Source organism: Streptomyces graminilatus, from assembly GCF_001418565.1.
In the GTDB taxonomy this organism is placed as follows: Bacteria; Actinomycetota; Actinomycetes; order Streptomycetales; family Streptomycetaceae; genus Streptomyces; species Streptomyces graminilatus.
Map to the genome: position 1 here is coordinate 1 of NZ_LIQQ01000224.1, position 23,857 is coordinate 23,857.

General features: G+C 70.8%; 25 protein-coding genes. 11 read left to right on the forward strand and 14 right to left on the reverse strand.

Translation table 11 applies throughout. The features are described from left to right. Window positions 1–110: 110 nt before the first annotated feature. Window positions 111–1,157 carry an acyl-CoA dehydrogenase family protein gene (locus AOK08_RS19760; protein ID WP_055527670.1) on the reverse strand — a complete coding sequence of 349 codons (1,047 nt, stop codon included), beginning with the start codon at window positions 1,155–1,157 and terminating at the stop codon, window positions 111–113. Window positions 1,158–1,255: 98 nt separating this feature from the next. On the opposite strand from AOK08_RS19760, the gene AOK08_RS19765 reads away from it, so the two are divergent. The 3 genes from AOK08_RS19765 to AOK08_RS19775 all read left to right on the forward strand — a co-directional run bounded on the left by AOK08_RS19765 (window position 1,256) and on the right by AOK08_RS19775 (window position 4,031). Further along, on the forward strand, window positions 1,256–1,609 hold the full coding sequence (locus AOK08_RS19765) for a YciI family protein (RefSeq protein WP_055527672.1): 354 nt from the start codon (window positions 1,256–1,258) through the stop codon (window positions 1,607–1,609). 182 nt (window positions 1,610–1,791) lie between these two features. Further along, window positions 1,792–3,117, forward strand: a complete 1,326-nt coding sequence (locus AOK08_RS19770; protein ID WP_055527701.1) for an aldehyde dehydrogenase family protein — start codon at window positions 1,792–1,794, stop codon at window positions 3,115–3,117. Between the two features lie 188 nt (window positions 3,118–3,305). Then, window positions 3,306–4,031, forward strand: a complete 726-nt coding sequence (locus AOK08_RS19775; RefSeq protein WP_241827014.1) for a DoxX family protein — start codon at window positions 3,306–3,308, stop codon at window positions 4,029–4,031. A 42-nt stretch (window positions 4,032–4,073) separates the two neighbouring features. On the opposite strand, the gene AOK08_RS19780 is transcribed toward AOK08_RS19775, so the two are convergent. Together AOK08_RS19780 and AOK08_RS19785 are read right to left on the reverse strand one after the other, a co-directional pair. Beyond that, complete coding sequence (locus AOK08_RS19780; protein WP_055527703.1) at window positions 4,074–4,868, reverse strand: APH(3') family aminoglycoside O-phosphotransferase; 795 nt, start codon at window positions 4,866–4,868, stop codon at window positions 4,074–4,076. Between the two features lie 48 nt (window positions 4,869–4,916). Continuing rightward, window positions 4,917–5,363: a glutaredoxin domain-containing protein gene (locus AOK08_RS19785; RefSeq protein WP_055527705.1), complete on the reverse strand. Its 447-nt coding sequence runs from the start codon at window positions 5,361–5,363 to the stop codon at window positions 4,917–4,919. A 155-nt stretch (window positions 5,364–5,518) separates the two neighbouring features. Here AOK08_RS19785 and AOK08_RS19790 point away from each other — a divergent pair, with 155 nt between their 5' ends. Then, window positions 5,519–6,889: a phosphoinositide-specific phospholipase C-related protein gene (locus tag AOK08_RS19790; RefSeq protein WP_055527675.1), complete on the forward strand. Its 1,371-nt coding sequence runs from the start codon at window positions 5,519–5,521 to the stop codon at window positions 6,887–6,889. A 125-nt stretch (window positions 6,890–7,014) separates the two neighbouring features. Further along, a complete protein-coding gene (locus AOK08_RS19795; protein WP_055527707.1) occupies window positions 7,015–7,914 on the forward strand; it encodes an aldo/keto reductase in 900 nt (299 codons plus the stop codon). A gap of 396 nt (window positions 7,915–8,310) precedes the next feature. Here AOK08_RS19795 and AOK08_RS19800 read toward each other — a convergent pair whose 3' ends face one another. Together AOK08_RS19800 and AOK08_RS19805 are read right to left on the reverse strand one after the other, a co-directional pair. Beyond that, window positions 8,311–9,018: a dienelactone hydrolase family protein gene (locus AOK08_RS19800; RefSeq protein WP_055527677.1), complete on the reverse strand. Its 708-nt coding sequence runs from the start codon at window positions 9,016–9,018 to the stop codon at window positions 8,311–8,313. Next, entirely contained in the window at window positions 8,954–9,838 is an 885-nt protein-coding gene (locus AOK08_RS19805) for a phosphatase PAP2 family protein (protein ID WP_055527679.1), read from the reverse strand. The genes AOK08_RS19800 and AOK08_RS19805 overlap by 65 nt, the downstream gene beginning before the upstream one ends. Before the next feature lie 165 nt (window positions 9,839–10,003). On the opposite strand from AOK08_RS19805, the gene AOK08_RS19810 reads away from it, so the two are divergent. Then, the gene (locus AOK08_RS19810; protein WP_055527681.1) at window positions 10,004–10,402 is read left to right on the forward strand and encodes a VOC family protein; all 399 of its coding nucleotides are present in this window, start codon (window positions 10,004–10,006) and stop codon (window positions 10,400–10,402) included. A gap of 51 nt (window positions 10,403–10,453) precedes the next feature. After that, window positions 10,454–11,524: an adenosine deaminase gene (locus tag AOK08_RS19815; RefSeq protein ID WP_055527682.1), complete on the forward strand. Its 1,071-nt coding sequence runs from the start codon at window positions 10,454–10,456 to the stop codon at window positions 11,522–11,524. Here the strand turns inward: AOK08_RS19815 and AOK08_RS19820 are convergent. Beyond that, window positions 11,506–12,021, reverse strand: coding sequence for a mycothiol transferase (locus tag AOK08_RS19820; RefSeq protein WP_055527709.1), 516 nt, complete (start codon window positions 12,019–12,021; stop codon window positions 11,506–11,508). The two genes, AOK08_RS19815 and AOK08_RS19820, sit on opposite strands and share 19 nt — an antisense overlap. 49 nt (window positions 12,022–12,070) lie before the next feature. Then, window positions 12,071–12,955, reverse strand: a complete 885-nt coding sequence (locus AOK08_RS19825) for a LysR family transcriptional regulator (RefSeq protein ID WP_055527683.1) — start codon at window positions 12,953–12,955, stop codon at window positions 12,071–12,073. A 121-nt stretch (window positions 12,956–13,076) separates the two neighbouring features. On the opposite strand from AOK08_RS19825, the gene mgrA reads away from it, so the two are divergent. Then, complete coding sequence (gene mgrA / locus AOK08_RS19830) at window positions 13,077–14,069, forward strand: L-glyceraldehyde 3-phosphate reductase (protein ID WP_055527684.1); 993 nt, start codon at window positions 13,077–13,079, stop codon at window positions 14,067–14,069. A 26-nt stretch (window positions 14,070–14,095) separates the two neighbouring features. Here mgrA and AOK08_RS19835 read toward each other — a convergent pair whose 3' ends face one another. Continuing rightward, entirely contained in the window at window positions 14,096–14,392 is a 297-nt protein-coding gene (locus AOK08_RS19835) for a DUF1905 domain-containing protein (protein ID WP_055527685.1), read from the reverse strand. 331 nt (window positions 14,393–14,723) lie between these two features. On the opposite strand from AOK08_RS19835, the gene AOK08_RS19840 reads away from it, so the two are divergent. Continuing rightward, entirely contained in the window at window positions 14,724–15,134 is a 411-nt protein-coding gene (locus tag AOK08_RS19840; RefSeq protein ID WP_055527711.1) for a hypothetical protein, read from the forward strand. Here AOK08_RS19840 and AOK08_RS19845 read toward each other — a convergent pair. Beyond that, window positions 15,131–16,414, reverse strand: a complete 1,284-nt coding sequence (locus AOK08_RS19845) for a streptophobe family protein (protein WP_079054142.1) — start codon at window positions 16,412–16,414, stop codon at window positions 15,131–15,133. The genes AOK08_RS19840 and AOK08_RS19845 overlap by 4 nt on opposite strands. A gap of 158 nt (window positions 16,415–16,572) precedes the next feature. On the opposite strand from AOK08_RS19845, the gene AOK08_RS19850 reads away from it, so the two are divergent. After that, window positions 16,573–17,028, forward strand: coding sequence for an ATP-binding protein (locus AOK08_RS19850; protein WP_241827015.1), 456 nt, complete (start codon window positions 16,573–16,575; stop codon window positions 17,026–17,028). An 85-nt stretch (window positions 17,029–17,113) separates the two neighbouring features. Here the strand turns inward: AOK08_RS19850 and AOK08_RS19855 are convergent, their stop codons facing one another. Beyond that, window positions 17,114–18,001: an RNA polymerase sigma factor SigF gene (locus AOK08_RS19855; protein WP_055527688.1), complete on the reverse strand. Its 888-nt coding sequence runs from the start codon at window positions 17,999–18,001 to the stop codon at window positions 17,114–17,116. A 304-nt stretch (window positions 18,002–18,305) separates the two neighbouring features. Beyond that, window positions 18,306–19,082 (reverse strand): class I SAM-dependent methyltransferase, encoded by a 777-nt coding sequence (locus AOK08_RS19860; protein ID WP_055527690.1) that lies wholly within the window; start codon window positions 19,080–19,082, stop codon window positions 18,306–18,308. A gap of 106 nt (window positions 19,083–19,188) precedes the next feature. Between AOK08_RS19860 and AOK08_RS19865 the strand changes: the two genes are divergently transcribed. After that, window positions 19,189–19,599: a helix-turn-helix domain-containing protein gene (locus AOK08_RS19865; RefSeq protein WP_055527692.1), complete on the forward strand. Its 411-nt coding sequence runs from the start codon at window positions 19,189–19,191 to the stop codon at window positions 19,597–19,599. 9 nt (window positions 19,600–19,608) lie between these two features. Here AOK08_RS19865 and AOK08_RS19870 read toward each other — a convergent pair whose 3' ends face one another. The 3 genes from AOK08_RS19870 to AOK08_RS19880 form a co-directional block, all read right to left on the reverse strand. Further along, window positions 19,609–20,211 carry a ClpP family protease gene (locus AOK08_RS19870; RefSeq protein ID WP_055527693.1) on the reverse strand — a complete coding sequence of 201 codons (603 nt, stop codon included), beginning with the start codon at window positions 20,209–20,211 and terminating at the stop codon, window positions 19,609–19,611. 2 nt (window positions 20,212–20,213) lie between these two features. Continuing rightward, on the reverse strand, window positions 20,214–20,870 hold the full coding sequence (locus AOK08_RS19875) for an ATP-dependent Clp protease proteolytic subunit (protein WP_055527694.1): 657 nt from the start codon (window positions 20,868–20,870) through the stop codon (window positions 20,214–20,216). 216 nt (window positions 20,871–21,086) lie between these two features. Continuing rightward, window positions 21,087–23,774 carry a carbohydrate-binding protein gene (locus tag AOK08_RS19880; protein WP_079054143.1) on the reverse strand — a complete coding sequence of 896 codons (2,688 nt, stop codon included), beginning with the start codon at window positions 23,772–23,774 and terminating at the stop codon, window positions 21,087–21,089. Between the last annotated feature and the right edge of the window lie 83 nt (window positions 23,775–23,857).

Here is a 23,857-nt window from a genome sequence, read left to right on the forward strand (position 1 = left end):
TGGCCGACTGACCCCTGAGGGTGCGCTTCGCGCCCCTCAGGGGTCAGTCGGCCAGTACGGCAGAGGCCGGCCGGTGACTACGGCAGGGCCAGGCGGCCAGTGCGGCAGGGCTAGTCGGCCAGTGAGGTCAGGTGGGCCTCGCGTACGTCCGTCGTCTGGCCCTGGATCAGTAGGAACAGGCCCTCGCGGGCCAGGCGTTGGGCCGGGCTGGTGAGGGCGAGGGAGCGGCCGCCGCCGGCGACGATCGCCGCTGTCGTCGCCGCGCGCATCAGGTCGTACGCCCGGGTCTTCAGTGCCAGGCGGTCCGCGATGTGCTCCTGCGGCCGGCGGTGGTCCGCGAGGGCGTACGCGTTGCGGCGCACGGCGTCGAGGCGGGTGCGCAGCGAGCGCGCGGTCGCCGTGGCGTCCGGGTGGGCGGCGAGCAGATCGAGGGCCGCGTATGCCACCCCGAACACGGCCGGGCTCGTGTTGGCGGCCCGGGGCAGGTCGACGAGGGCGAACTTCTCGCGCGGGGTGCGCAGGACGACCGCCACCTCCGGCAGCCGCAGGCCCTTGAGCTCAAGGGAGACGGTCCGGGCGGCCGTGAGTGCCGCCAGGCGCATGGGCGGCGAGGCGCGCAGCCCCGGCTGTTCGCGCGCGTCGGCGAACGCGAACACCACCTCGTCCGTGTCGGACAGCCCCGCGAGCAGCATGACGTCGTTCAGTCCCCAGCCCGTGTACCAGGGGACCGTCCCGTCGAAGCGCCAGCCACCGCGCTCGTACGCGGCCCGGACCTGAACGCGTGGGAAGGAACGCAGGTGCGCGTACGCGGTCCCGGACAACAGCTCGCCCGTCGACAGCGGGCCCAACAGGCGCTCCCGTACCGGCAACTGAGACTCAGTCAGGAGTTTTACCGGTGTGTGGTGCTGGGTCTGCACGAACCAGGTCGAGCAGCAGGCCCCGGCCAGGATCTCGGCGACCTCCCGGGCCACCGGGGCGGGCGCGCCCGCGCCCCCGTACTCCTTCGGCGCGTTCACCCCGAGCAGTCCCGACCGCTTGACGGCCTCGATGCTGCTCGGGGGCACGCCCTCCTGGTCGACCCGGCCCGCCTGCGGGGCCAGGACATCGGCGGCGAGCCGGCGGGCGGCGGTGACGAGCGGGTGCGGAATGGCGGTCATGGACGAGATTCTCCCGGTGCCGCGGTGCGTTGTGCCGCCGCGGAGGTGCTCCCTTCGTGTAGGAGATGGGGCAGAGCCGTGATGCCCAGGAGGATCGGATGAAGTACTACCTGCTCAGCGCCATGAAGTCGGTCGGCGAACCGGCCGTGCCCGAGTCGATGGTGGAGATCAACCACAGGCTGAGCGTCTTCCACGACGAGCTGCGTGAGGCCGGGGCCTGGGTCTTCGCGGGCGGACTCCACCGCCCGGACGCGGCGACCGTGCTGCGGCCGTCGGGCGACGACGTCGAGGAGACCGAGGGTCCCTACGCCGAGAACAAGGAGTTCCTCGGCGGGATCTGCCTCCTCAAGGCACCCGACCTGGACGCCGCCCTGGAGTGGGGTCACAAGGCGGCCCTGGCGACCACCCTGCCGATCGAGGTCCGCCCCTTCCTCGGCTCGGCCGACGACTGATCGACAGCCAGTCGATTGCGGAGGGTCATATTCGTGTATGTGGAATATGTTCTGTGGCGTGAGGAGTTGGCACATGAACCGATGGCATCGAGCCGGCCCTCCGCGCCCGAGACCGTCGCATGACATCCCCGCATGACATCCCCGTATGAGATCAGCGTATGAACCACCGTGAGCGAGGCATCGTGAACCACCCCACGTCCCCCGAGCAGCCCGCCGACATCGTGGCGCGCCTGCGCGCCACCTTCCGGACGGGCCGTACCAAGCCCGTCGAGTGGCGGAAGGCCCAGCTCGGCCGGTTGCGCGAGCTGCTCACGGCGCACGGTGAGGACGTGGCCGCAGCTCTCCACGCGGACCTCGGCAAGAGCTCTGCCGAGGCGTACCGCACGGAGATCGACTTCACGATCCGGGAGATCGACCACACCTTCGACCACCTCGACGCCTGGCTGCGCCCCGAGCCCGCGCCCGTCCCCGAGCGCCTCGGCGCCGACGCCAAAGCCTGGACGCAGTACGACCCCCTGGGCGTCGTCCTGGTCATCGCCCCCTGGAACTATCCGGTGCAGTTGCTGCTGACCCCGGTCGTCGGCGCGCTGGCCGCCGGTAACGCCGTGGTGGTCAAGCCGAGCGAACTGGCCCCCGCCACCTCGGAGATCGTGGCCCGGCTGCTGCCCCGGTACCTGGACACGGACGCGGTCGCCGTCGTCGAGGGCGGCGTCCCGGAGACCACCGCGCTGCTGGCCGAGCGCTTCGACCACATCTTCTACACCGGCAATGGCACCGTCGGCCGTGTCGTGATGCGCGCCGCCGCCGAACACCTCACCCCGGTCGCCCTCGAACTCGGCGGCAAGTCCCCGGCGTTCGTCGACACCGGCATCGACGCGGACGTGGTCGCCGACCGGCTGGTCCGGGGCAAGTTCCTCAACGCCGGCCAGACCTGTGTCGCGCCCGACTACGTCCTCACCGACCCGGAGACCGCCGCCGCGCTGGAGCCCGCGCTCGCCAAGGCAGTCGAGAACCTGTACGGCGCGGACCCGGCCACGTCCACCGAGTACGGCCGGATCGTGAACGAGCGTCACTTCGACCGGCTCGGCGGTCTGCTCGACTCGGGCCGCGTCGTCACCGGCGGCAGCAAGGACCGTACGACGAAGTACATCGCGCCGACCGTCCTCGCCGATGTCGACCCCGCTTCGCCCGTGATGCGGGAGGAGATCTTCGGCCCGATCCTGCCGATCGTCACGGTGGCGGGGCTCGACGAGGCGATCGGCTTCATCAACGACCGCGACAAGCCGCTCGCGCTGTACGTGTTCACCGAGTCCGGCACGACCCGGGAGCGGATCGCCGCCGAGACGTCCTCCGGCGCCGTCGGCTACGGTCTGCCGCTCGCCCATCTCACCGTCTCCGACCTGCCGTTCGGCGGGGTGGGGGAGAGCGGGATGGGCAGCTACCACGGCCGCTACTCGATCGAGACGTTCAGCCACCGCAAGGCGGTGCTCGCGAAGCCGCTTGGCTGAGGACGCCCCGCCGGGCCGCGGACGCAACTCGCGCGTGCGCGTGTGTTGACGTCTTCGGCCTGCCCCCTCAAGGTGCTGTCGTCCGTCGAGGAGTGCGAGTCGAGTGCTCGCGGGCGAGGAAGCGAGCACGCGGCGGCGGCAGCGGCAGCGGCTTCGGAAGTCGCCGAACGGCAGCAGGGGAGGGCGAGTTGACGAACGCTGAAGCGGTCGCGGTGCTGGTCGTCAGGGTGGTCCTGGGCGTCATCATGGTCGCGCACGGGCTCAACCACTGGCGGGGCGGCGGAAAGATCGAGGGCACGGCCCGCTGGTTCGGCGGGCTCGGGCTGCGGCACGGGACGCTGCAGGCGTGGATGAGCGTGGTCACCGAGGTGGGCGCGGGCACACTGCTGGTCCTCGGCCTGTTCACGCCGCTGGCCTGTGCGGCGGTCGTCTCGGTGATGCTGGTCGCCGGGCTTCTCGCCCACCGGCCCAACGGGTTCTTCGTGTTCAAGGACGGCTACGAGTACGTCCTGATGCTGGCCGCGATCTGCCTGGCGCTCGGGGTACTGGGGCCCGGCCGGATCTCCGTGGACCACGCCGCCGGCATCGACGTCACCGGCTGGGCCGGGGGCGGTATCGCGCTCGGGGTGGCCGTGGTGGCGACGGCGGGCCTGCTGGCCACCTTCTGGCGCCCCGAGCGCCCGGAGAAGGCCGCGCCTCCCGAACAGGCTGAGCGCCCCGAACAGGCCGCCGAGCTTCCCGAACAGGCCGCGCGTCCCGAACAGGCCGCGCGTCCCGAACAGGCCGCGCGTCCCGAAGAGGCCGCACCTCCCGAACAGGCCGCCGAGCGTCCCGAAGAGGTCGCGCCTCCCGAACGGGCCGTGACTGCGGACGGCCCGGCCGTCACCGGAGTGGCCGGGCCGGAGACCGGCTGACGCGGGTGGAGTTCACCGGGCCCGGGAGCAGCCGGGGCGGCCTCAGAAGAACTCGTCCAGCAACTGGTAGAAGTCGACCCGCCCCTGGTCCACCGGGAACGGCCCGTACCGTTCGACGAAGGCGGTGACGCACTCCGGTCCGAACCAGGGGTCTTCCTCGTGGCCCAGTTCCCTGATCGCCAGGGCAAGGTCCGCGTGCCGGTCCGCTCGGCCCAGGCGTCCCACGTCGATGACGCCGGTGAGCCGACCGGACTCCGGGTCCAGCAGCACATTGCCGGGGCACGGATCACCGTGACAGACGACGATGTCCTCCTTCGCCGGAAGCCTGCGCCTCAGTTCGTCCAGCAACCGCTCACCGGACCAGCCGAGCCGTTCCTCGTCCAGGTCATCCATGTCCACGAGCCCCGCTTCGAGGTTCCGCTCGGCCCGCGGGACCGTCACGGCCAGGGACTGGTCGAAGGGGCAGTCGTCTGCGGGGAGTTCGTGGAGCAGGCGGACGGTGTCGGCCATCGTCTCCGCGACCCGCCGACGCCGGTCGCGAGGCCATTCCGCGGCAGCGGTTACCCCGGGCACCGCCTCCATGACGAGCCATGACGCACTGCCGTCGGAGTCCAGATCGACGACTCGGGCGGTAGGGAAGCCCTGTTCGGCCAGCCACCGCAGACGCAGCGCCTCGGCCTCCAGCCCCGGTGCGATCCCCGGCTCCACCTGGCCGGGCACGATCTTGGCGTACAGGTCTGACACGCCCGACAGCCGATACACGACGGCTCCCGAGTCGCCCTCGGTGACCAAGGTCCACTCGTGGCCGGGGTAGCGCTGACGAATGTTCGTGTCCATGGGCCACATCATGGCCGACACCGGCATCCGGGCGGGCGCGGCTTTCGATCACACGGAAGGGGAGGGCGGGGAGAGCTGTTCGCGCACCCAGTCGGGATCGGGGTTGGTGTGCGGCAGGCCCGCCACGACGACGGTCGGCACCGTTTCGTTGCCGTCGTTGGCCGCCCGCACCGCCGCCGCTCCCTCCGGGTCGCGCCAGATGTTGACCCAGTGCAACTGGCGGGCGCGGCGGCCCAGTCGGACGCGCAGTCGCATGCAGTACGTGCAGCCCGGCCGCCAGAAGACGACCGGGCGCCCGTCGACCGCGCTGCGGCGCTCGGCCTCCCGCGCACCGATCGACCTCGGGAAGATCAGGGGGGAGTTCATGCCGGCGAGCGCCAGGAACACCAGCAGGAGTGCCGCTGCTGTGCCGGGGGTCCCCTGGAGGGTCATCCCGGTCGCGAGGGCCGAGCCGCACAGCACGAACAGCGTCGGCAGAATCCACGTACGCATCATGGTGACGCAGGCTATCGAGGAGCTGAACATCTCCGTCGGCCAGGTACGGGTGTGACGGGTGCGCTGACTTCACGCCGCGCCGTGTGATGTCATGCCCCTGTCGATCGAGCGTCGAGTCGTCGAGCCGCCGATATTCCCCATGAAGGGCCCCGCGAATGCCTACCCCCCGCACCGCACTGCTCACCGCAACAGCCGCACTGGCCACGGTAGTTGTCGCTCCTGTGGCGCCCGCCGAGGCCGCCCCCGTGCCGGCCGCCGGCGCCTACTACGTCCAGAGCGCGACCACCGGACTCAACGCCGCCGACAAGGGCGGAGTCGTCGAGCAGCACCGGCCCAAGGGCAACGAGGACCGCCAGCAGTGGACGCTGCGCGCGAGCGGAACCTCGTACGTCCTGGAGGCCACGGACACCGCGGGCTCCTGTCTCGGCCGCTCCGGCGACCAGGCCAGGACCGTCCCCTGTGCGAGCGCCGACGCGGCCTGGGAGATCTCCCCCTCCGGAGACGACCAATACACCCTCAAGGCCCCGGGAGCCAGCCGCTATCTGACGGTCGCCGCCAAGCCGTCCGGTGCCAACTACCCCGACCAGTTGGCCATCGGCGGCTCGGGCGGCCTGGCCGCCTGGTACCTCACCCCGGTCGCCCCCACCGTCGCCCCGATGCCGCCCGCCGACCAGCGGACCCTGGACCAGGTCACGTTCCTCACCGCCCACAACGCCTACGCCAACGGCGTCGACGGCGGCTTCGCCCCGCCCTTCGTCAACCTCGTCCCCAACCAGACACGCGGCATCAACCAGCAACTCAGCGACGGCGTACGGGGGTTCATGCTGGACATCCACCAGACCCCCGACGGCGCGATCCTCTGCCACAACAGTTGCACCCTCGTCGGCAGCCCGGTCGCCCTCTGGGTCGACCTCCAGCGGATGGTCGACTTCCTCAAGCGGAACCCCACCCAGGTCGTCACCGTCTTCCTGGAGGACTACGTCGACCCGGGCGTCCTGCGCGGCGAACTCGCCCGCGTGAACGGCCTGTCGGACGTCCTGTACCGGCCCGACCAGACCGGCGTACGGCAGAACGGCTGGCCGAAGATCGCCGACCTCGTCGCCGCCAACGACCGGCTGCTGATCTTCACCGACCACAGCCGGGCCGCCGACCAGAACGCCGGACTCACCCGGGACAGTTTCGGCGTCATGTACCAGCGTGAGTGGACCGTGGAGAACTACTGGTCCATGGGCGGCGGCATCGGCTCCTCCGACTGGTCCTGCTACAGCCGCTGGTACGGCGCCGACTCCAACACCCCGCTGACCCGCACCGAGGGCGCCTTCAAGCCCCTCTTCGTCATGAACCACTTCCGGGACGCGGCGATTTCCTCCACGGCGACGAACGACAACACCAAACTCGCCGACCGGGCCCAGCGGTTCTGCCAGCCGGCCGCCCGCAAGAAGCCCAACTTCCTTGCCGTGGACCACTACAACCTCGGAAACCCCGCATCGGCGGTCGCCACGCTGAACACGTACGTCTATCCGTAAGGTTCGGTCCGTAAAGGTCAGTCAGGGTCCGTCAAGGTCCGTAAGGGGCGACTGGAGGACGTCGAAGTCCAAGAGGTGGCGCGACGCCGGTCCGGCCGGTGACGGGCGCGTGCGAGACTCCGTCGATGACCTCGGAGACGATCACCGCGGACGCCGCGGGCACCTGGAAACTCGGCGACCTCACCGTCAACCGGCTCGGATTCGGAGCCATGCGGCTCACCGGGAGCGCGGCATTCCACCTCGGTACGCCCAGTGATCGTGAACGGTCGCTGGGCGTGCTGCGGAAGGCCGTCGAACTCGGCGTCAACCACATCGACACCGCCGCCTTCTACTTCTCCGCGCTGCGCTCCGCCAACGAACTGATCAACAGCGCGCTGGCGCCGTACGGGGACGACCTGGTCATCGCCACCAAGGTCGGCCCCCACCGTGACTACTCCGGGGAGTGGGCCACCTCGGCCCGCCCCGACCAACTGCGCGGCCATGTCGAGGAGAACCTGCGGCAGCTCGGCCGCGACCACCTCGACGTCGTCAACCTCAGGAGGATGCGGCAGGACTCCATCGCCGAGCACTTCGGCGCGCTCGCCGAGCTGCGCGCGGCCGGCCTGATCCGCCACCTCGGCATCTCCGGTGTCGAGCCGAGACACCTCGCCGAGGCGCGGGCGATCGCCCCTGTGGTGTGCGTGCAGAACCGGTACGCGCTGGACCGTCCCGACCCCGAGGGGGACGAACTCCTGCGGCTGTGCGGGGAGTCGGGCATCGCCTTCGTCCCCTTCTTCGCCGTCGCGGGCGGTGGCGAGGAGCGGGGCGCCGCCGACTCCCATGACGAGGCGGTGCTCGACGTGGCCCGTGCGCACGGCGCGAGCCCCGCCCAGATCCGGCTCGCGTGGAGCCTGCACCAGGGGGCGCACGTACTCGCCATCCCGGGCACGGGCAACCCGGACCACGTCGTCGACAACGTGGCGGCCGGCGGACTGCGCCTGACGGAGGACGAGTTGACCCGACTCGGCGCGGCCCACCAGCGATGACCGTCACCGACGGCCGGGCCGAACGCCTCTCGCGCGGGCGCGAGCGGTCGACGCAGGGGATCTGAACCGCGTAGAAGACCGAACGGGAAGCCCGGGGCGGTCAAGGCAGCCCCGGACCGAAAGGTGAGGCGCCCCCGGACCGAAAGGTGAGGCGCTCCCGGACCGAAAGGTGAGGCGCCCCCGGACCGAAAGGTGAGGCGCTCCCGGACCGAAACGGTGAGGGCGGGCCCGGGGAAACACCCCCGGCCCGCCCCCCTCCGCATCAGCCGCCCGTGTTCAGCCGACCGACGCCAAGTCCACCGGCATTCAGCGCACCGGCATTCAGCGCACCGGCGTTCCGCGCACAGGCGTTGAACGCACCAGCGTTCCGCGCACCAGCGTTCCGCGCACCGCCATTCAGCGCACCTGCTCCTTCAGGAACGGCACCGTGCTCTCCCACGCCCGGGTCGCCGACTCGGCGTCGTACACCGGGCGGGAGTCGTTGAAGAAGGCGTGGTTCGCCGGGTAGACACGCAGGTCCGGGGTGATACCGGACTGCTCCTTGATGGCCTCGCGCAGCGGGTCCAGGTTCTCCACCGGGATGCTCGCGTCGAGTTCGCCGTAGTGGCCGAGCACCTCGGCCTTGAGGCCGGAGAAGTCGGGCAGTTCGCCCTGGATCACACCGTAGAACGGCACGGCGGCGCTGACGCGCGGATCGGCCGCCGCCTGATAGAGCACGAAGCCGCCGCCCATGCAGAAACCGACCGAGCCGACCGTCTCCGAGGTGACCTCCGGACGCGCCAGCAGGTAGTCGACCGCGCCGGAGAGCAGCTCGACGCCCTTCGATACGGGAAGGGCCAGCATCATGCGCAGCGCCTCCTCGTTCTCGTGCGCCACATTGCCGCCGTAGAGGTCGGGGGCGAGGGCGACGAAGCCCTCCTGCGCGAGCCGGTCGGTGACGTCCGCGATGTGGTCGGTCAGGCCCCACCACTCCTGGATGACGATGACGGCGGGGCCGCTGCCGGACGGCGGCAGGGCCAGATAGCCGTGCGCGGTGGTGTCAGCGCTCGGAAACGTCACGTTCTGGTGCGAGGGGGAGCCGGTCGGCTTCGGCAGTTCGGTCATGGCACTCAACTCCTGGAAGGGCAGCGCTCGGTGGGGGCGCGCCGCAGGGGGCCTCCGGCGCGATCACCACCTTGCCATGTCCATATCGGACCTTTGGTCCCGGCCCCGGTATGACGGGCGCCGGCATCGCCCCTGGTCGTACGGTTCTGCCGCCTTGCAGCACCTCCGCCCAGGCGTCCGGCGCGAAGCGCGCCACCCCGTACGCCACGAGACCCAGCCACCACGCGGCGAACAGCCAGCCGCCGACGACGTCCGAGAACCAGTGGACGCCCAGATAGACCCTGCTCAGCCCGACCAGCACGGCCCAGCAGCCGACCCCGGCGGCTATCAGGTTCCGGCGACGCGGTGCCCGTGTCCGGACGGCAAGGACGAGCAGCCCGGCGGCGACGGCCGAGGTGGTGGTGTGGCCCGAGGGGAACGACCAGTGGCCGGCGTCCGTCGCCCAGTACGCCATGGCGGGCCGGGGCCGGGACAGCAGCGCCATCAGCGGGAAACGCACCGCCTGGGCGGCGACCAGACAGACCAGACACGCGGCGGCTGCCTGGATCCGCCGCCGTGCCGTCCGCCCGAGCAGGAGACCGGCCAGGGCGACCAGCGCGTACGGCACGAAGCCCGTGCCGGTGTGGGTCAGCACGCGGGCGAGGGTGACCGCCAGGTCCGGGCGGTGCGCGAGCGACCAGTCCAGCAGGGCGCGGTCACCGAAGAGGGTGCCGCCCTGCCGCGCCACCACGGCGAGGGTGAGCAGCGCCAGCAGCACGAACGCGACCAGACTCCCCAGCAAGGGGGAGCCGGCCTTCGCGACGGCACGCTCACGGTTCACACCTGCTTGACGACCACGCCCCGCCCATCGTTCCCGGAACCCGCGGATGCGGACCAGCTCACACGCACGGGTATGAAGGGGGCAGGCGGGGCGCACGAAGGTGACACGCCGTGGGTGTTACGTATAACCTCACCCGTCAACCGCATCTGAGACGGAGCAGAGCCCATGAGACGCATCGCCCTGGTCACCCTTGTCGTCGGCGACCACGACGAGGCGATCCGCTTCTACACCGAAGCGCTCGGCTTCCGCCTCGTCGAGGACACCCCGCGCCCCGACGGCTCCCGCTGGGTCGTCGTGGAGCCGGGTACCGGAGGAGCGGCGGGCACCGGTCTGGTGCTCGCCCGGGCCAAGGACGAGGAGCAGCGCGCCCGGATCGGCGACCAGACCGGCGGGCGTGTCGGCTTCTTCCTGCACACCGACGACTTCGCCCGCGACCACGCCCGGATGACCGCCGCCGGCGTGACCTTCCTGGAGGAGCCGCGCCATGAGCCGTACGGCTCGGTGGCCGTCTTCCAGGACCTGTACGGCAACCGCTGGGACCTCCTCCAGCCCGCCGCCGACTGACCCGCAGCAACCCCACCCCGCCGCACCATCACCTGCCGAGGAACACCGCCCATGACCGCGTCCCCCGTCGACACCGCCACCCTCCGCCGCCTCCCCAAGGCCGTGCTGCACGACCACCTCGACGGAGGCCTGCGCCCCGCCACCCTGGTCGAGCTGGCCGCCGAGGTGGGCCACACCCTGCCCACCACCGACCCGGACGAGCTGGCCGCCTGGTACTACGAGGCCGCCAACTCCGGTGACCTGGTGCGTTACATAGCCACCTTCGAGCACACCCTCGCCGTGATGCAGACCCGCGAGGGCCTGCTGCGCACCGCCGAGGAGTACGTCCTCGACCTCGCCGAGGACGGCGTCGTCTACGCCGAGGTGCGTTACGCCCCCGAACTGAACGTCAACGGCGGGCTTGAACTCCCCGAGGTCGTCGAGGCCGTGCAGGAGGGCCTGGCCGCCGGTATGGCGAAGGCCGCCGCCGCGGGCACCCCGGTCCGGGTCGGGACGCTGCTGTGCGGGATGCGGATGTTCGACCGCGTCCGTGAGGCCGCCGACCTGGCCGTCGCCTTCCGGGACGCCGGGGTCGTCGGCTTCGACATCGCGGGCGCCGAGGACGGCTTCCCGCCCGCCGACCACCTCGCCGCCTTCGAACACCTGCGCAGTGAAAGCGTGCCGTTCACCATCCACGCAGGAGAGGCGCACGGCCTGCCCAGCATCCACCAGGCGCTCCAGGTCTGCGGCGCCCAGCGCATCGGCCACGGCGTCCGCATCACCGACGACATCGTGGACGGCAAGCTCGGGCGTCTCGCGGGCTGGGTGCGTGACCGCCGGATCGCCCTGGAGATGTGCCCGACCTCCAACCTCCAGACGGGCGCTGCCACCTCGATCGCCGAGCACCCCATCACCGCGCTGCGCGACCTGGGTTTCCGGGTCACCCTCAACACCGACAACCGCCTGGTCTCCGGTACGACGATGACCCGTGAGATGTCCCTGCTGGTCGAGGAGGCCGGCTGGACGGTCGAGGACCTGCGCACGGTCACGGTGAACGCGGTCAAGAGCGCGTTCATCCCGCACGACGAGCGCAAGGCCCTCATCGAGGACGTCGTCCTGCCGGGCTACGCCTCGCTGGTGTGAAGCAGTCCCCGTAGATAGGCGGCCTGGCCGACGTGCTGCAGATCGTCGGCCAGGACGCTGACCAGCCGAACGCCGAGGGTGACCGGAGGGTCCCAGCGTTCGTCGACGACGCGCTCCAGGTCCTTGGCGGCCAGACCGCGCAGGGCCTCGACGCTCTGCGCGTGCACGGCGTCGTAGTAGCCCGTCAGCAGCCCGGGGGAGTCCACCCGCACCTTGGCGACCTGCGCGGAGGTGTGGCCGTACCCGATGTCACGGGGTTTCAGACCGAGGCCGAAGCGCTTCTCCCAGTCCTGTGCCAGCCACACCTGGTCGAGCCCGAAGGCGGCGGCCACATGGTCGTCCTGGACCCGGGTGAGATGCCATACGAGCCAGCCGATGGAGTTGGCGTCGGGGCCGGGGCGGTGGTTGAGCTCGTCGGGGCCCAGGCCCTCGACGGCGGCGTGGATCTCTTCCTGGACGCGGGTGTATCCGTCGATGAGGATGTCCTTTGCGTGCATGAGATCCACCCTCCCGCATTCGGGCCCGTCATGCCCCTCGGTCTCCGGCTCAGGTTTCCGGCCCGGTCTCCAACAGGGCCATGAGTGCCCGGGCCGCCGGACTCGTGGCCTGTGGGGGCGGCAGCATCGCGACCGTCTCGTACACCGTCTCGCCGGTGCCCTTCACGGGCAGCGCGGTCAGCGCCGCGCGCTTGTGCGCGAAGTGCCGGGGCACCACCGCGACACCGAGGCCCTCCCCGACCAGGTCCAGGAGGCTGTGCACGTCGTTGACCTCCAGCGCCACGGTCCGCCGTACGCACGCGGCGGCGAACACCCCGTCCGTGATCCGGCGCGGCCCCCAGTCCGGATGGAAGTCGACGAACGCCTCCCCGCCCAGTTCCTCGGGCGTCACCGCGCCCGAGAGGGCGAGCGGATGGCTCGGATGGCACAGCGCGGTCATCGGCTCGCTGCTCAGGGGTACGGAACGCAACTGGTCGGAATCGCCACGGGTGCGGATGGCGAACGCCAGGTCGAGCCGCCCGGCGGCGACCTCGTCCGCGATCGCCTCGGAACCCGCCTGGCGCAGCCGGATCTCCACATCGGGATGACGCCGCCGGAACGCGGCGAGCAGCCCGGCGACATCCACCCCGCCGATGCACTGCTCCGCGCCCAGCGCGAGCGTCCCGCGCAGCACGCCCTGCACTGCGGCCACGGCGTCGTGCGCCGCCCGCACCTGGGCCAGAACGCGCTCCGCCTCGCCCAGCAGCGCCCGCCCCGCCTCGGTGAGCGTCACCCGGCGGGTGGTACGCACGAACAGCGGGGTCTGCAACTCCCGCTCCAGCGCGCGGATCGAGGCCGACAGGCCCGACTGGGACACCATCAGCCGTTCGGCGGCCCGGGTGAAGTGCTGGTCCTCCGCGACCGCGACGAAGTGCTGGAGGTGGCGTAGTTCCATGATTGAGAAGCCTATCCGCTGAATTCCATCGGATTCTCCTGTTGGACCACTGCCCTTCCCCGGGGGAAGAGTAGGACCGGCAATGATCGCATCCGCTGTGCCAACCCACCCTGGAGTCGCGTTGTACACCGCACACACCGACCGTTACGCGGACATGCCCTACCGGCGCACCGGGCGAAGCGGCCTGAAGCTCCCCGCGCTGTCGCTCGGCCTGTGGCACAACTTCGGACCCGACCGCCCGGTCGACACCCAGCGCGCCATCCTGCGCCGCGCCTTCGACCTCGGTGTCACCCACTTCGACCTGGCCAACAACTACGGCCCGCCGCCCGGCGCCGCCGAGTCCGCGCTCGGCGAGGCCCTCAAGGCCGACTTCGCCCCGTACCGCGACGAGCTCGTCATCTCCACCAAGGCGGGCTATCTGATGTGGCCGGGCCCGTACGGCGAATGGGGCTCGCGCAAGTACCTGCTGTCCTCCCTCGACCAGAGCCTGACCCGGATGGGCCTGGACTACGTCGACATCTTCTACTCGCACCGCCCGGACCCGGAGACTCCGCTGGAGGAGACGATGGGCGCCCTGCACACGGCCGTCCAGCAGGGCAAGGCGCTGTACGTCGGCATCTCCAACTACTCGGCCGAGCAGACCCGGGAGGCCGCCCGGATCCTCGCCGAGCTGGGCACCCCGCTCCTGATCCACCAGCCCCGCTACTCGATGCTCGACCGCCGTCCGGAGGACGAGGGCCTGCTGGACGCGCTGGACGAGCTCCAGGTCGGCTCCATCGTCTTCTCCCCGCTGGAGCAGGGCCTGCTCACCGGCCGCTACCTCGACGGCATCCCGGCGGACTCGCGGGCGGCGAGCGACAGCCCCTTCCTCAACTCCGACCGGATCACCGAGGACCTCGTACGGCAGTTGCGCGCTCTCGACGAGATCGCCGGGTCGCGCGGCCAGAGCCTGGCCCAGCTGGCCCTGGCCTGGGTCCTGCGCGGTGGCCGGGTGACCTCAGCCCTGGTCGGGGCGAGCAGCCCGGAGCAGCTCGAGGACAGTGTCGCGGCCATCGGCAACCTGGAGTTCTCCGACGAGGAGCTGGCCCGGATCGACGCGGTCGTCAAGGCCTGATCATTCCCAGTCCCTTCCTCGCCCCCTTATGAACGGAGCCGCTCCGCCAGCCGTACTGTCACGGTGTCACCCTCTTCCTTTCCGATGGCTTTCCTGATCTCGGCCTTCACGGGGAGTTTGTGGGTGCCGTCGCCCAGCGCCATGAACGAACCCCGGAAAGGGTGCCCGTCGATCGTCCCGCGGACCTTGACCAGGCCGCGGGTGCCGAAGAACCTGACGGATTCCGGCCAGACCAGGTAGGTCCAGCCGCCGGGCGCCGGGCTTTTGCACAGTACGGCTGTGAATTCCTCGTCGAGGGTGTCGATTTTTTCGCTGGTGGCCATGGGGCCCTCCCTTTCCAGTGGTCTTCACTTACGAGACCACTGGGAAGCGGAAAACTCATCGCGAATCCCTGGATCTTCGTGAATCCCGGGGGGTCCGCCGACGGGGGAAGAGGGCAGCCGTCGGATTCCGGCCCATTCTTGTCCTGAATATGCCAGGAGAATGCATGGAAACTGGCTGGAAAGGCGTGGTGACAGAGTGTCAATAGTGAAGATACTCAAGTAGTAGAACACTGCACCACTGAGTGACCATCGAGTGACCAGCACCAACGTGCACGACGAGCGAGGCGCAGGGAGAGCGAGGCACAGCCGGCGGGCGATCGGGGGAAAGATCGTGCACGACGAGTTCCTTTGCCATGTCACGGCGTACGGGGTCTGCGCGGGCCGGCGTATCGGCGTACCGCTGGGCACCTACCGCGCGCCCACCCTGGCGCTGGCCCTGTGGTGGCTGCGGGACCGCGCCAACTGGATCGCCGGACGGCTCGATCCGCAGCCCGACGAACCGTACTTCCCCCCGAACTCGCTCGTCCCGGTGGCCGACACCGTGCCCGACGTGCCCGGCCTGCTGCGTACCTGGTCCATGGACCCGTACCAGCAGGAGCTGGTCGCCGACGAGCTGGCGGCCGGGCGGCTCGTCCGGATCGCCACGTACGACGAGACCACCGAGTACGAACTGCTCGCCGAGTCCGTGGACGCGCTCCGGATGCAGCGCACCAACCCGCCACTGGTCGTCCCCGTCGCCTAACGGTCCCCGGCCTCGCCCCGCCGGAGCACCCGCCCGGCCGCCACCGCGCCCAGGAACCCGGTGACCAGCCCCCACGGCAGCGCGAGACCGAGCGCGCCCCACAGCCGGGGGCGCAGGAACAGACCGCCGGAGAGGTTGCCGCCGAGGTCGCCGATGCCGAGCACGGACAGGCCGTAGTGGACGGAGATCCGGCCGGTCAGGAGGATCATCAGGACCGTCAGCGCGACCGCGACCGCCATGTGCACGGCATGCCGCCAGGCCCGCACCCGGGCCGGTGAACGCGCCGCCATCAGGAACGCGGCGGCCGGCAGCAGTACCGCGTCGGCGACCAGCAGCCACCACACCCTGCCGTCGTGACCGGAGAGGGTGCTCAGGTTGAGGGTGGCGGTCTCGTCGGCGCGCAGCACCTGGTCGAGGACATGCGGCATCGGCAGCCCGAAGGGACCGTCGACGCGCCCCTCCCAGGTGGCGCCCAGACCGAGGGTGAGGGCGAGCCAGACCAGGTTCGGCAGGCCGAGCAGCACCAGCGCCAGCGACCGCGTGGGCTCCCCGCCCGTCACCGCCACGACCAGCCCGGTCACCGTCCCCAGGGCCACGAAGGCGAGCAGCAGCACGACCATGGCGTACGCGGCCGGACGTACCGACTCCTGGAGGCGCGCCGGACGCGCCGGCAGCGGGACCCCGCGCGAGACCAGCAGGGCCAGCAGCAGCACGCCCGCCAGCCACAGCAGGCCCACGAGGAGTGTCAGCGGTACGTCGGCCCTGAAGCCGACCTTCGGCGCGGCACCGAGGGCGGCGCCGATGTCGGCGAGCGTGCCGCCGCCCAGCGGGACCGCGAAGGTCCGGCGGGCCGCGAACGCCAGGCCGCCCAGGCCGAGCAGCCACAGGAGGGCGACACGCGCCGCCCAGCCCGCCGTCCCGGTTGCCCCGGCGCGGTGCCGCAGCGGGCGCAGGAAACTCGCACCCGTGACGAGCGCCCCGACCAGCGTCACCGACAGCGGCATCACGGTCAGGCCGCCCGCCGCCCCGGCGAGGTCTCCGGCGTCACCCGTGAGTTCCACGGCGCCGCCGACCGCGGTCACGACGGTGGCCGCGACGACCCGGGGGAAGGCGCCGTCCGGCAGATCGCCCGCGCCGGCCGCCCACAGTCCCAGCCCGGCGGTCAGCACCATGGCGCCCAGTCCGTTCAGCACCGGGGCCAGGGCCTGCACCCAGCCGAGCCGGGATGCGGTCCACTCCTCGGCGGGAACCGGCACGGGGGCAGGGGTTCGTGTGATCACCCCGCCACGCTAAGCAGCACGCGGACGGCGCGCCTGTCGGGAGGCCCGGGGGCCGGGGGACTGCGGAGGGAGACTCGGGGTACGAGCAGTGATGCGACCGGGTACGGACGGACCGGCCGCGAAGAGAGCACCACACGATCGAGCATCTGGGCGGAGCAGTGATACGGACTGGTTTCGGCGTCCCCGTCGAACCGCTGCGCCGGGCGACGCACTTCACCGGCGAGCCGGGCTGCATCGCGGAGGCACGCGCGTTCGCCGAGAGCTTCCTCCAGCAGTTGAGGAGGCAGTGGCGCGCCCCGGCGGACGAGCGTGCCGACGGTGAACTGGTGCTGGTGGTCAGCGAGTTGGTCACCAACGCGGACCGCCACAGCCATGGCCCGTACGTCCTCGACCTGGAGGGCACGGACACCTCGGTGACGGTGTCCGTCTACGACAGCAGCGCCGCGCTGCCGCTGCGCTACCCCCGGGACCCGGAACGGATCGGCCGGCACGGCCTGGAGATCGTCCACGCCCTGGCCACCGAGGTGACCGCGCGCCGGGTGCCCGTCGGCAAGTGCGTCCGGGCCGTGCTGCCGCTCAACGGGTGCGACGAACGCGGCGGGCCCAACCGGTGAGCCGGGACCGGACTCGCTGGTCCCGGCTCACCGGTTGAACCGGGTGGCAGGGTGGCGGGGTCGCCCTGTTGGGCCGAGCGGTGGGTCAGGCGTAGTCCAGCTCGCCGAGCATGCCCTCGCGCAGCCGCGTGATGATGCGCTTGATCAGCCGGGAGACATGCATCTGAGAGCAGCCGAGCAGCTCGCCGATCTCCGCCTGGGTGGCCTCCTCGACGAACCGCAGATGGATGATCTCCCGGTCCCGGTCGCTGAGTTCGGCGAGCAGCGGAGCGAGTGACTGGAAGTCCTCGACCAGCCGCATCCCCTGCTCCTCGACCCCGATGAAGTCGGCCAGCACCGCCTCGCCGTCCTCGGCCCCGTCGCCGGTCAACGCGGCGTCGAGGGAGGCGGAGTTGTAGCCGTTGGAGGCGATCTGGCCCTCCACCACCTCTTCCTCGGACAGGTTCATCAGCGTGGCGAGTTCGGCGACCGTCGGGTCACGGTCCAGCCTGCTCGCCAGTTCCTCGCGCGCCCTGGCCAGCTCGACGCGCAGCTCCTGGAGGCGGCGCGGCACATGCACGGCCCAGGTCGTGTCGCGGAAGAACCGCTTGATCTCACCCACGATGTACGGCACCGCGAACGACGTGAACTCCACCTCGCGGGTCAGCTCGAACCGGTCGATCGCCTTGATCAGGCCGATCATCCCGACCTGGACGATGTCCTCCATGTCGTCGCCGCGACCCCGGAAACGCCCCGCGGCGAACCGTACGAGCGACATGTTCATCTCGATCAGGGTGTTGCGCGCGTACTGGTGCTCGGGTGTGCCCTCCTCGAGTCCGTCGAGACGCCTGAAGAACTGGCGGGACAGCTCCCGCGCGTCACGCGGGGCCACCTTTCGGGGTTCCGGGATTCCGGGCAGTGGGGCGTCACCTGTCCTGGTTCCGGCGGTGTCCACGGCGACCTCTGCCTTCGACCGGATCATGGCGGTGTCCATTACCTGTACCTCTCCCACGAAAACTTCGAGCTGCGGACGATCGGACGGTTCCGGACTGCGCGTACCCGGTCGGGCCCGAGGCATGCCACAAATATCGCCGCCCGCAAGGGATCTGTGGACGTCCGGTGCGAACAGCCCGCGCGACCACGGGTGTTGACCTGCCAGTAAGTACGGTGAGGTCGGTCGTGGCGCGGGCGTAGGCATCGTGGGGCGAACGCGGTCCACGCGACTGAGGGAATCGGCGTAGGGCACCCGGTGGACGCGGCGCGAGGCGGGACCCGACGCGAGCCGGGACCCGGCGCGTTCAGGAGGCTCGGCGCGCCATGATCAGCTCATGGAGGTAGCGCTTGGTGATCCGGCCGTCGTACCGCGTCTCGATCAGGTCCCGGACACCGGCGAGCAGCCCGTCGCGCGAAGGCGCGTCCAGCGCGCGGTGGTTGGAGTAGGTGAGGAGCACGTCGATGTACTCGTCGGCGGAGTACGCGATGTCCTGGGCATGGCGCCGGACGGTGACCTCTTCGAAGTGCTCGGAGTGGTCCAACTCCCCGGTGTCGGTGGCCGTGTCGGCCTCGTCGGCCTGGCGCAGATTGGGCGGTGTGGCCGGGTCCCACCGCTCGTAGCACCGCTGTACCCGCTCGAAGAAGTCGACGGTGCCGCCCCGGACATGGTGCGTGATGACCAGCGCGAGCAGACCGCCCGGCCGCAGTGCCCGGGCGATCCGGGGCAGCCGCTCGGCCGGGTCGAGCCAGTGGAACGCGGTCGCGCAGGCGACCACGTCGAACGGCTCGGGCGGCAGCGGCCAGCGCTCGAAATCGGCGACCGTCACCTCCGCCCGGGGAAACTCCCGCAGGTTGTGCCGGGCCACGGCGGCGAGGGACGGGCCCAGCTCGACGGCGGTGAGCCGGCACCCCGACGCGGCCAGCGGGACGGTGAGTTGACCCGTGCCGGGGGCGATCTCCAGGACCCGGCTGTCCGGACCGAGACCGGCGACACCGGCCAGGTCGTCCACGAGGGGCCGTGGATACCGGGGCCGGGCCCGGTCGTACAGTTCCGCCACCTCGTCGAATGTGTCCCGCAGCATGTCCGCCCCTCGACCCGTGTCCGTCGTCCGGTCCCGTCCCGGTGATTCCCCCCAGGGCAGAATGCCGACCCCTTCCCCCGGAAGCGATCGCTTTTAGGCTGAGGAGGTGAGCAATCAAGCGCCGAACCAGGCCCTCGTCGTCCCGCTGCGCCCGAAGACCGCACCGGCACCGGCTCCCGCCGCCCCGGTGACCCCGGCGCGGCCCGCGCCCAGGGAGCCGCTCTTCCGCGACCTGGTCGGCGACGTCCTGCGCCGTGAACGGCTCGCCCAGGAACGCACGCTCAAGGACGTCGCCGACGCGGCCAGGATCTCCATGCCGTACCTGTCCGAGGTGGAGCGGGGCCGCAAGGAAGCCTCCTCGGAGGTCCTCGCGGCAGCCGCCCAGGCCCTCGGACTGGGCCTGGGAGACCTGCTGTCCCTGACCCAGGACGAGCTGACACGGCACACCCGGAGCCGCACCCGGGCGCGTACGACGACCACCTCCGCGCCGTACAACGGGCTCTGCCTGGCCGCTTGAGGCCTGTCGTCAGACGCCGGTGAGGCGGCGGCTCACCACCTCGTCGGCCAGGCCGTACGCCACCGCCTCCGCCGCGGTGAACACCTTGTCGCGGTCCATGTCCGCGCGCAGTGTCGCCACGTCGTGGCGCGTGTGCCGGGAGAGCACCTCCTCGACCTGCGCGCGGATGCGGACCATCTCCCTGGCCTGGACGGCCAGGTCGGAGACCGTGCCCTGCTGACCCCGGCTCGCCGGCTGGCCCAGCAGCACCCGCGCGTGTTCGAGGACGAAGCGGCGCCCGGGATCACCCCCGGCCAGCAGCACCGCCGCCGTCGAGGCCGCCTGACCGACACAGAACGTCGAGATCGGCGCCTGTACGTAGGTCATGGTGTCGTAGATCGCCATGAGCGAAGTGAACGAGCCGCCGGGCGAGTTGATGTAGATGGCGATCTCCTGCTCCGGCGCCGCCGACTCCAGATGCAGGAGTTGCGCGATGACGACGTTGGCGACGCCGTCGTCGATCTCGGTGCCGAGGAAGATGATCCGCTCGGACAGCAGCCGGCTGAACACGTCGTACGACCGCTCGCCCTGCGGGGTCCGCTCGACGACGTTCGGAATCGTGTACGTCCCCATGGTCAGAGCCCCATCCGTCGTCGTGCGGCGGCCGGGCGTACGTCGGCCAGCGAGCCGACCACCCTGTCCACCATGCCGTACTCCAGGGCCTGTTCGGCCGTGAACCAGCGGTCGCGGTCACCGTCCCGCGAGATCGTCTCCTCGCTCTGGCCGGTGTGCCGAGCGGTGATCCGCTCGACGGTCCGCTTCGTGAACTCCAGGTTCTGCGCCTGGATCTCGATGTCGGAGGTGGTGCCGCCGATCCCGGCCGACGGCTGGTGCATCATGATCCGCGCGTTCGGCAGCGCGTACCGCTTGCCGGGCGCGCCCACGCTGAGCAGGAACTGGCCCATGCTGGCCGCGAATCCCATGGCGAGCGTGGACACGTCGTTGGGGATCAGCTGCATGGTGTCGTAGATGGCGAGGCCCGCCGTCACCGAGCCGCCGGGGCTGTTGATGTACAGGCTGATGTCGGTGCGCGGGTCCTCCGCGGCCAGCAGGAGCAGTTGGGCGCAGATCCGGTTCGCCGACACCTCGTCGACCTGCGTACCGAGGAACACGATGCGCCGGCCGAGCAGTTGGGCGGCGAGATGGTCGTCGAACCGGGAGGCGGGGGTGTCGCCCTCCTCGGCCCGGGGCAGCGGGGCCGGCCAGGGACCGGCGGTGGTGAGTGGGGGCATCGGGGCTCCTCGTCGAGTCGCTGAGTCATCGATCACGGGTTGTGGATCACGGGTTGTGGGCCGTGGGTCGTGGGTCGTCGTTCGGCGGATTGCTCCGCGCTTCCCACTCTCGGTCCGACTCGACGCCCGCGGCCGGTTTCTCGGCCCGTGGCAGATTCGCCGACGGCAGAGGGCCCGGACCTTCCCGGTCCGGGCCCTCTGCCGTCACTTGGGCTGTCACTCGGCGAGCGGGGTGACGCCGACGCGGTCGATGACCGGCGCGTACGGGGACCGCTGTTCGTACTGGTTGTAGGTGTCGCCGTTGAAGTCGGGGAGTTCCTCGGCGGTGAAGGTGAGGTGGTTGGTGCCCTTCTCCAGGGTGAGGGGGACGGTCAGTTCCCAGAAGTTGTTGAAGTGGAAGGTCGTCGGGAACAGCACCCGGCGGGGCGGTCCGCCGTTGACCGAGAGATCGGCGTGCCGGGCGACCGGGTCGGGGTTGTAGTGCGTGGCGGGCGGCTGTTCGCCGTTGGAGTAGCGGATCGTCACGGCGTGGCGCCCGGCCCTGTCGGCGACGACGTCCAGCGTCAGTGCGTTGGCCTTGCCGTCGCCGATGCCGGTGACCGCCTTGCCTCCGGTGGCGAAGGTGTAGGCGTCGGTCACCTTGGCGGCGCCGGTCAGCGTGCCGTCCTCCGCCTGGTAGACCCTGGTCGTCAGGGTGCCGCCGGACGGGGTGACCCGCAGGCGGTCGAGGACCAGTGCGCCGGCGGTGCCGGTGACGGTGATCTTGTTGATGCCGCCGGACAGGAACACCCGCACCCGGCCGGTGCCCTTCTCGTCATCGCCGACCGCGGGTACGTCGAGTTGCTCGCCGTTGACCGAGAGGCTCGCCCGGCCGCCGCCCAAGTGGTCGACGTACACGGTCGATTCACCGTCGGTGGGGGAGTGGACCCAGAAGGTCGCGGCGCCGCCCTCGGCCAGCGGGACCGTACCGGGGCCCGAGGCACCCGGGCGGGTGTAGACGGGCCGTGCTTCGGCGAGGGTGGCGTACTCGGCCTCGTACACCGCCGGTGCGGTCACTCGCGCGTCCCGCAGTGACAGGTCGACCTTGTCGATGATGGCGTCGCCCCTGGTGACGCCCAGGTCGGCGTCCCTGGCGGCGAGGGTGATGCGGTGCCTGCCCGCGGTGAGTCTCACCGTGGTGCCGGTGTGGCCCCAGACCACCCACTTGTAGCCGAGCGGCAGCCTGAGCTCCTGTGGATCGGCGCCGTCGACCCGCAGGAAGACATTCGTGGGCCCCTGCTCCTTGACCAGGCCGTACTGGTTGTAGGAGTTGGCGAACACGCTCAGGTCGTAGGTGCCGTCCTGCGGGACGTCCACGTCGAAGGCGAGGACCCCGTCGGAACCGGTACGCAGACCACCGACGTTGTAGGTGCCGGAGGTGGCGAAACCGCCGACGTTGGACGGCGTGCCCTCGGGGCCGTTCTTCGAGTAACCGCCGCCGGTGTAGGTGGCGTTCTCCGCCTCGTACGTCCCGCGCCAGCTCACCGACGGCTCGGCCGGTACGGTGCCGTGGCCGCCGGGGGAGAGGATGACCTGGTAGGCCGACATCTCGTTCATGCCGGTCATGGGCAGGGTGACGGAACCGTCCGCGCCGACCGCCAGTTCCTCGTCGGCCAGCCGCAGCGGCTGGGCCGAGTCGCCGACCTGCCCGGTCCAGGGGATCTCCTGCACGGTGGCGTGCACGGTCCGGCCGAACAGCCCAGGGTCGATGTTCCGGAAGACGACGTCCGCGTCACCGCTCTTGCCGCCGAAGACCGCCCGCGACTGCCTCTTGTCCCTGTCCAGGGTGGCGACGCCCTGGAGGGTGTACTGCTGGTTGGGGTGCGGGGCGGTCACCTCGACCGTGTGGCCGGTCATCTGCCCGTAGGCGTTGAACAGCCACCACTGGCCGTTGCCCTTGTTGGCCTCCACCGCCGAGTCGTTGAGGTTGCCGTCGATGTTCCAGTACGCGAGGTCCGCGTCGATCTTCGAATCCTCGATCGCGGAGACCCACTGGACGACCTGACCCGGCACGGAGAGGTGGTAGTTGTGGCCGTACTCGTTCACATTGACCGGCAGCGGCCCGACCCCGACGTCCTTCTCCATCCGCCGGTACTTCGCCACACTCGTGCGGATCGCGGCGGGCGTCGACAGCTCGTGCCAGGTCATCACGTCCGGGACGACGTCATTGGCCTTCGCGTACCGCAGGAACCCCTTGACCTGGTCGTACAGGACGCTGGTGTTGGGACCCGCGATGCGGGCGTCGGGGTCGAGGCCCTTGATGAGCCGGTAGACGTCCTTCCACGCCTCGAAGTAGTACCGGGGGTCGTCCAGCCAGGAGACCTTGTTGTAGCTCCACTCGCCGGTGCCGAACATGTTCCCCTCGGGCTCGTTGAAAGGGACGTAGACGACATGGTCCTGGTACGGCGCGTCCAGGGTCAGGACCTGCTGGACCTGCTTCCTGATCTTCTCCTTGAAGTCGGCGAGCCGCGCCGGACCGTCCGCCCCCGGCCACTGGTAGGGGAAGCCGCGGTAGATGTCGGTCATGTAGATGTAGACGTCCTTGCCGCCGGAGTCCACGAACGGCGGGAGCATCTCCAGGGCGTCCGCGCCCGGATGCTGCGGCCCGTCCTGCGCCTTCGTCGACACCGTACGGACACGCATGCCCTCAAGAACGTTGCGGCTGGGCACGCCGTCGCCGTAGACGCCGTAGAGCGAACCGGCGGCGCCGCCGTGGAAGGCTCCGGTGTCGGTCGCGAGGTCGATGGTGAGCCGCTCGGGTTCCGCCGCGTCGGCCGTACCGCCGGTGGCGGGCAGGGCGAGGACGGCGGCGAGGGCGGTGACGGCGGTGGCGCCGGCTGTGGTTCTGCTGCGGGTGCGTCGCACTGAGGCTCCGTGGGGTGATCCGTCAGAGATGGCGAACAGAGGTGTTGAGTAGAGGCATTGAGTAGAGGTGCAGAGCAGAGGTG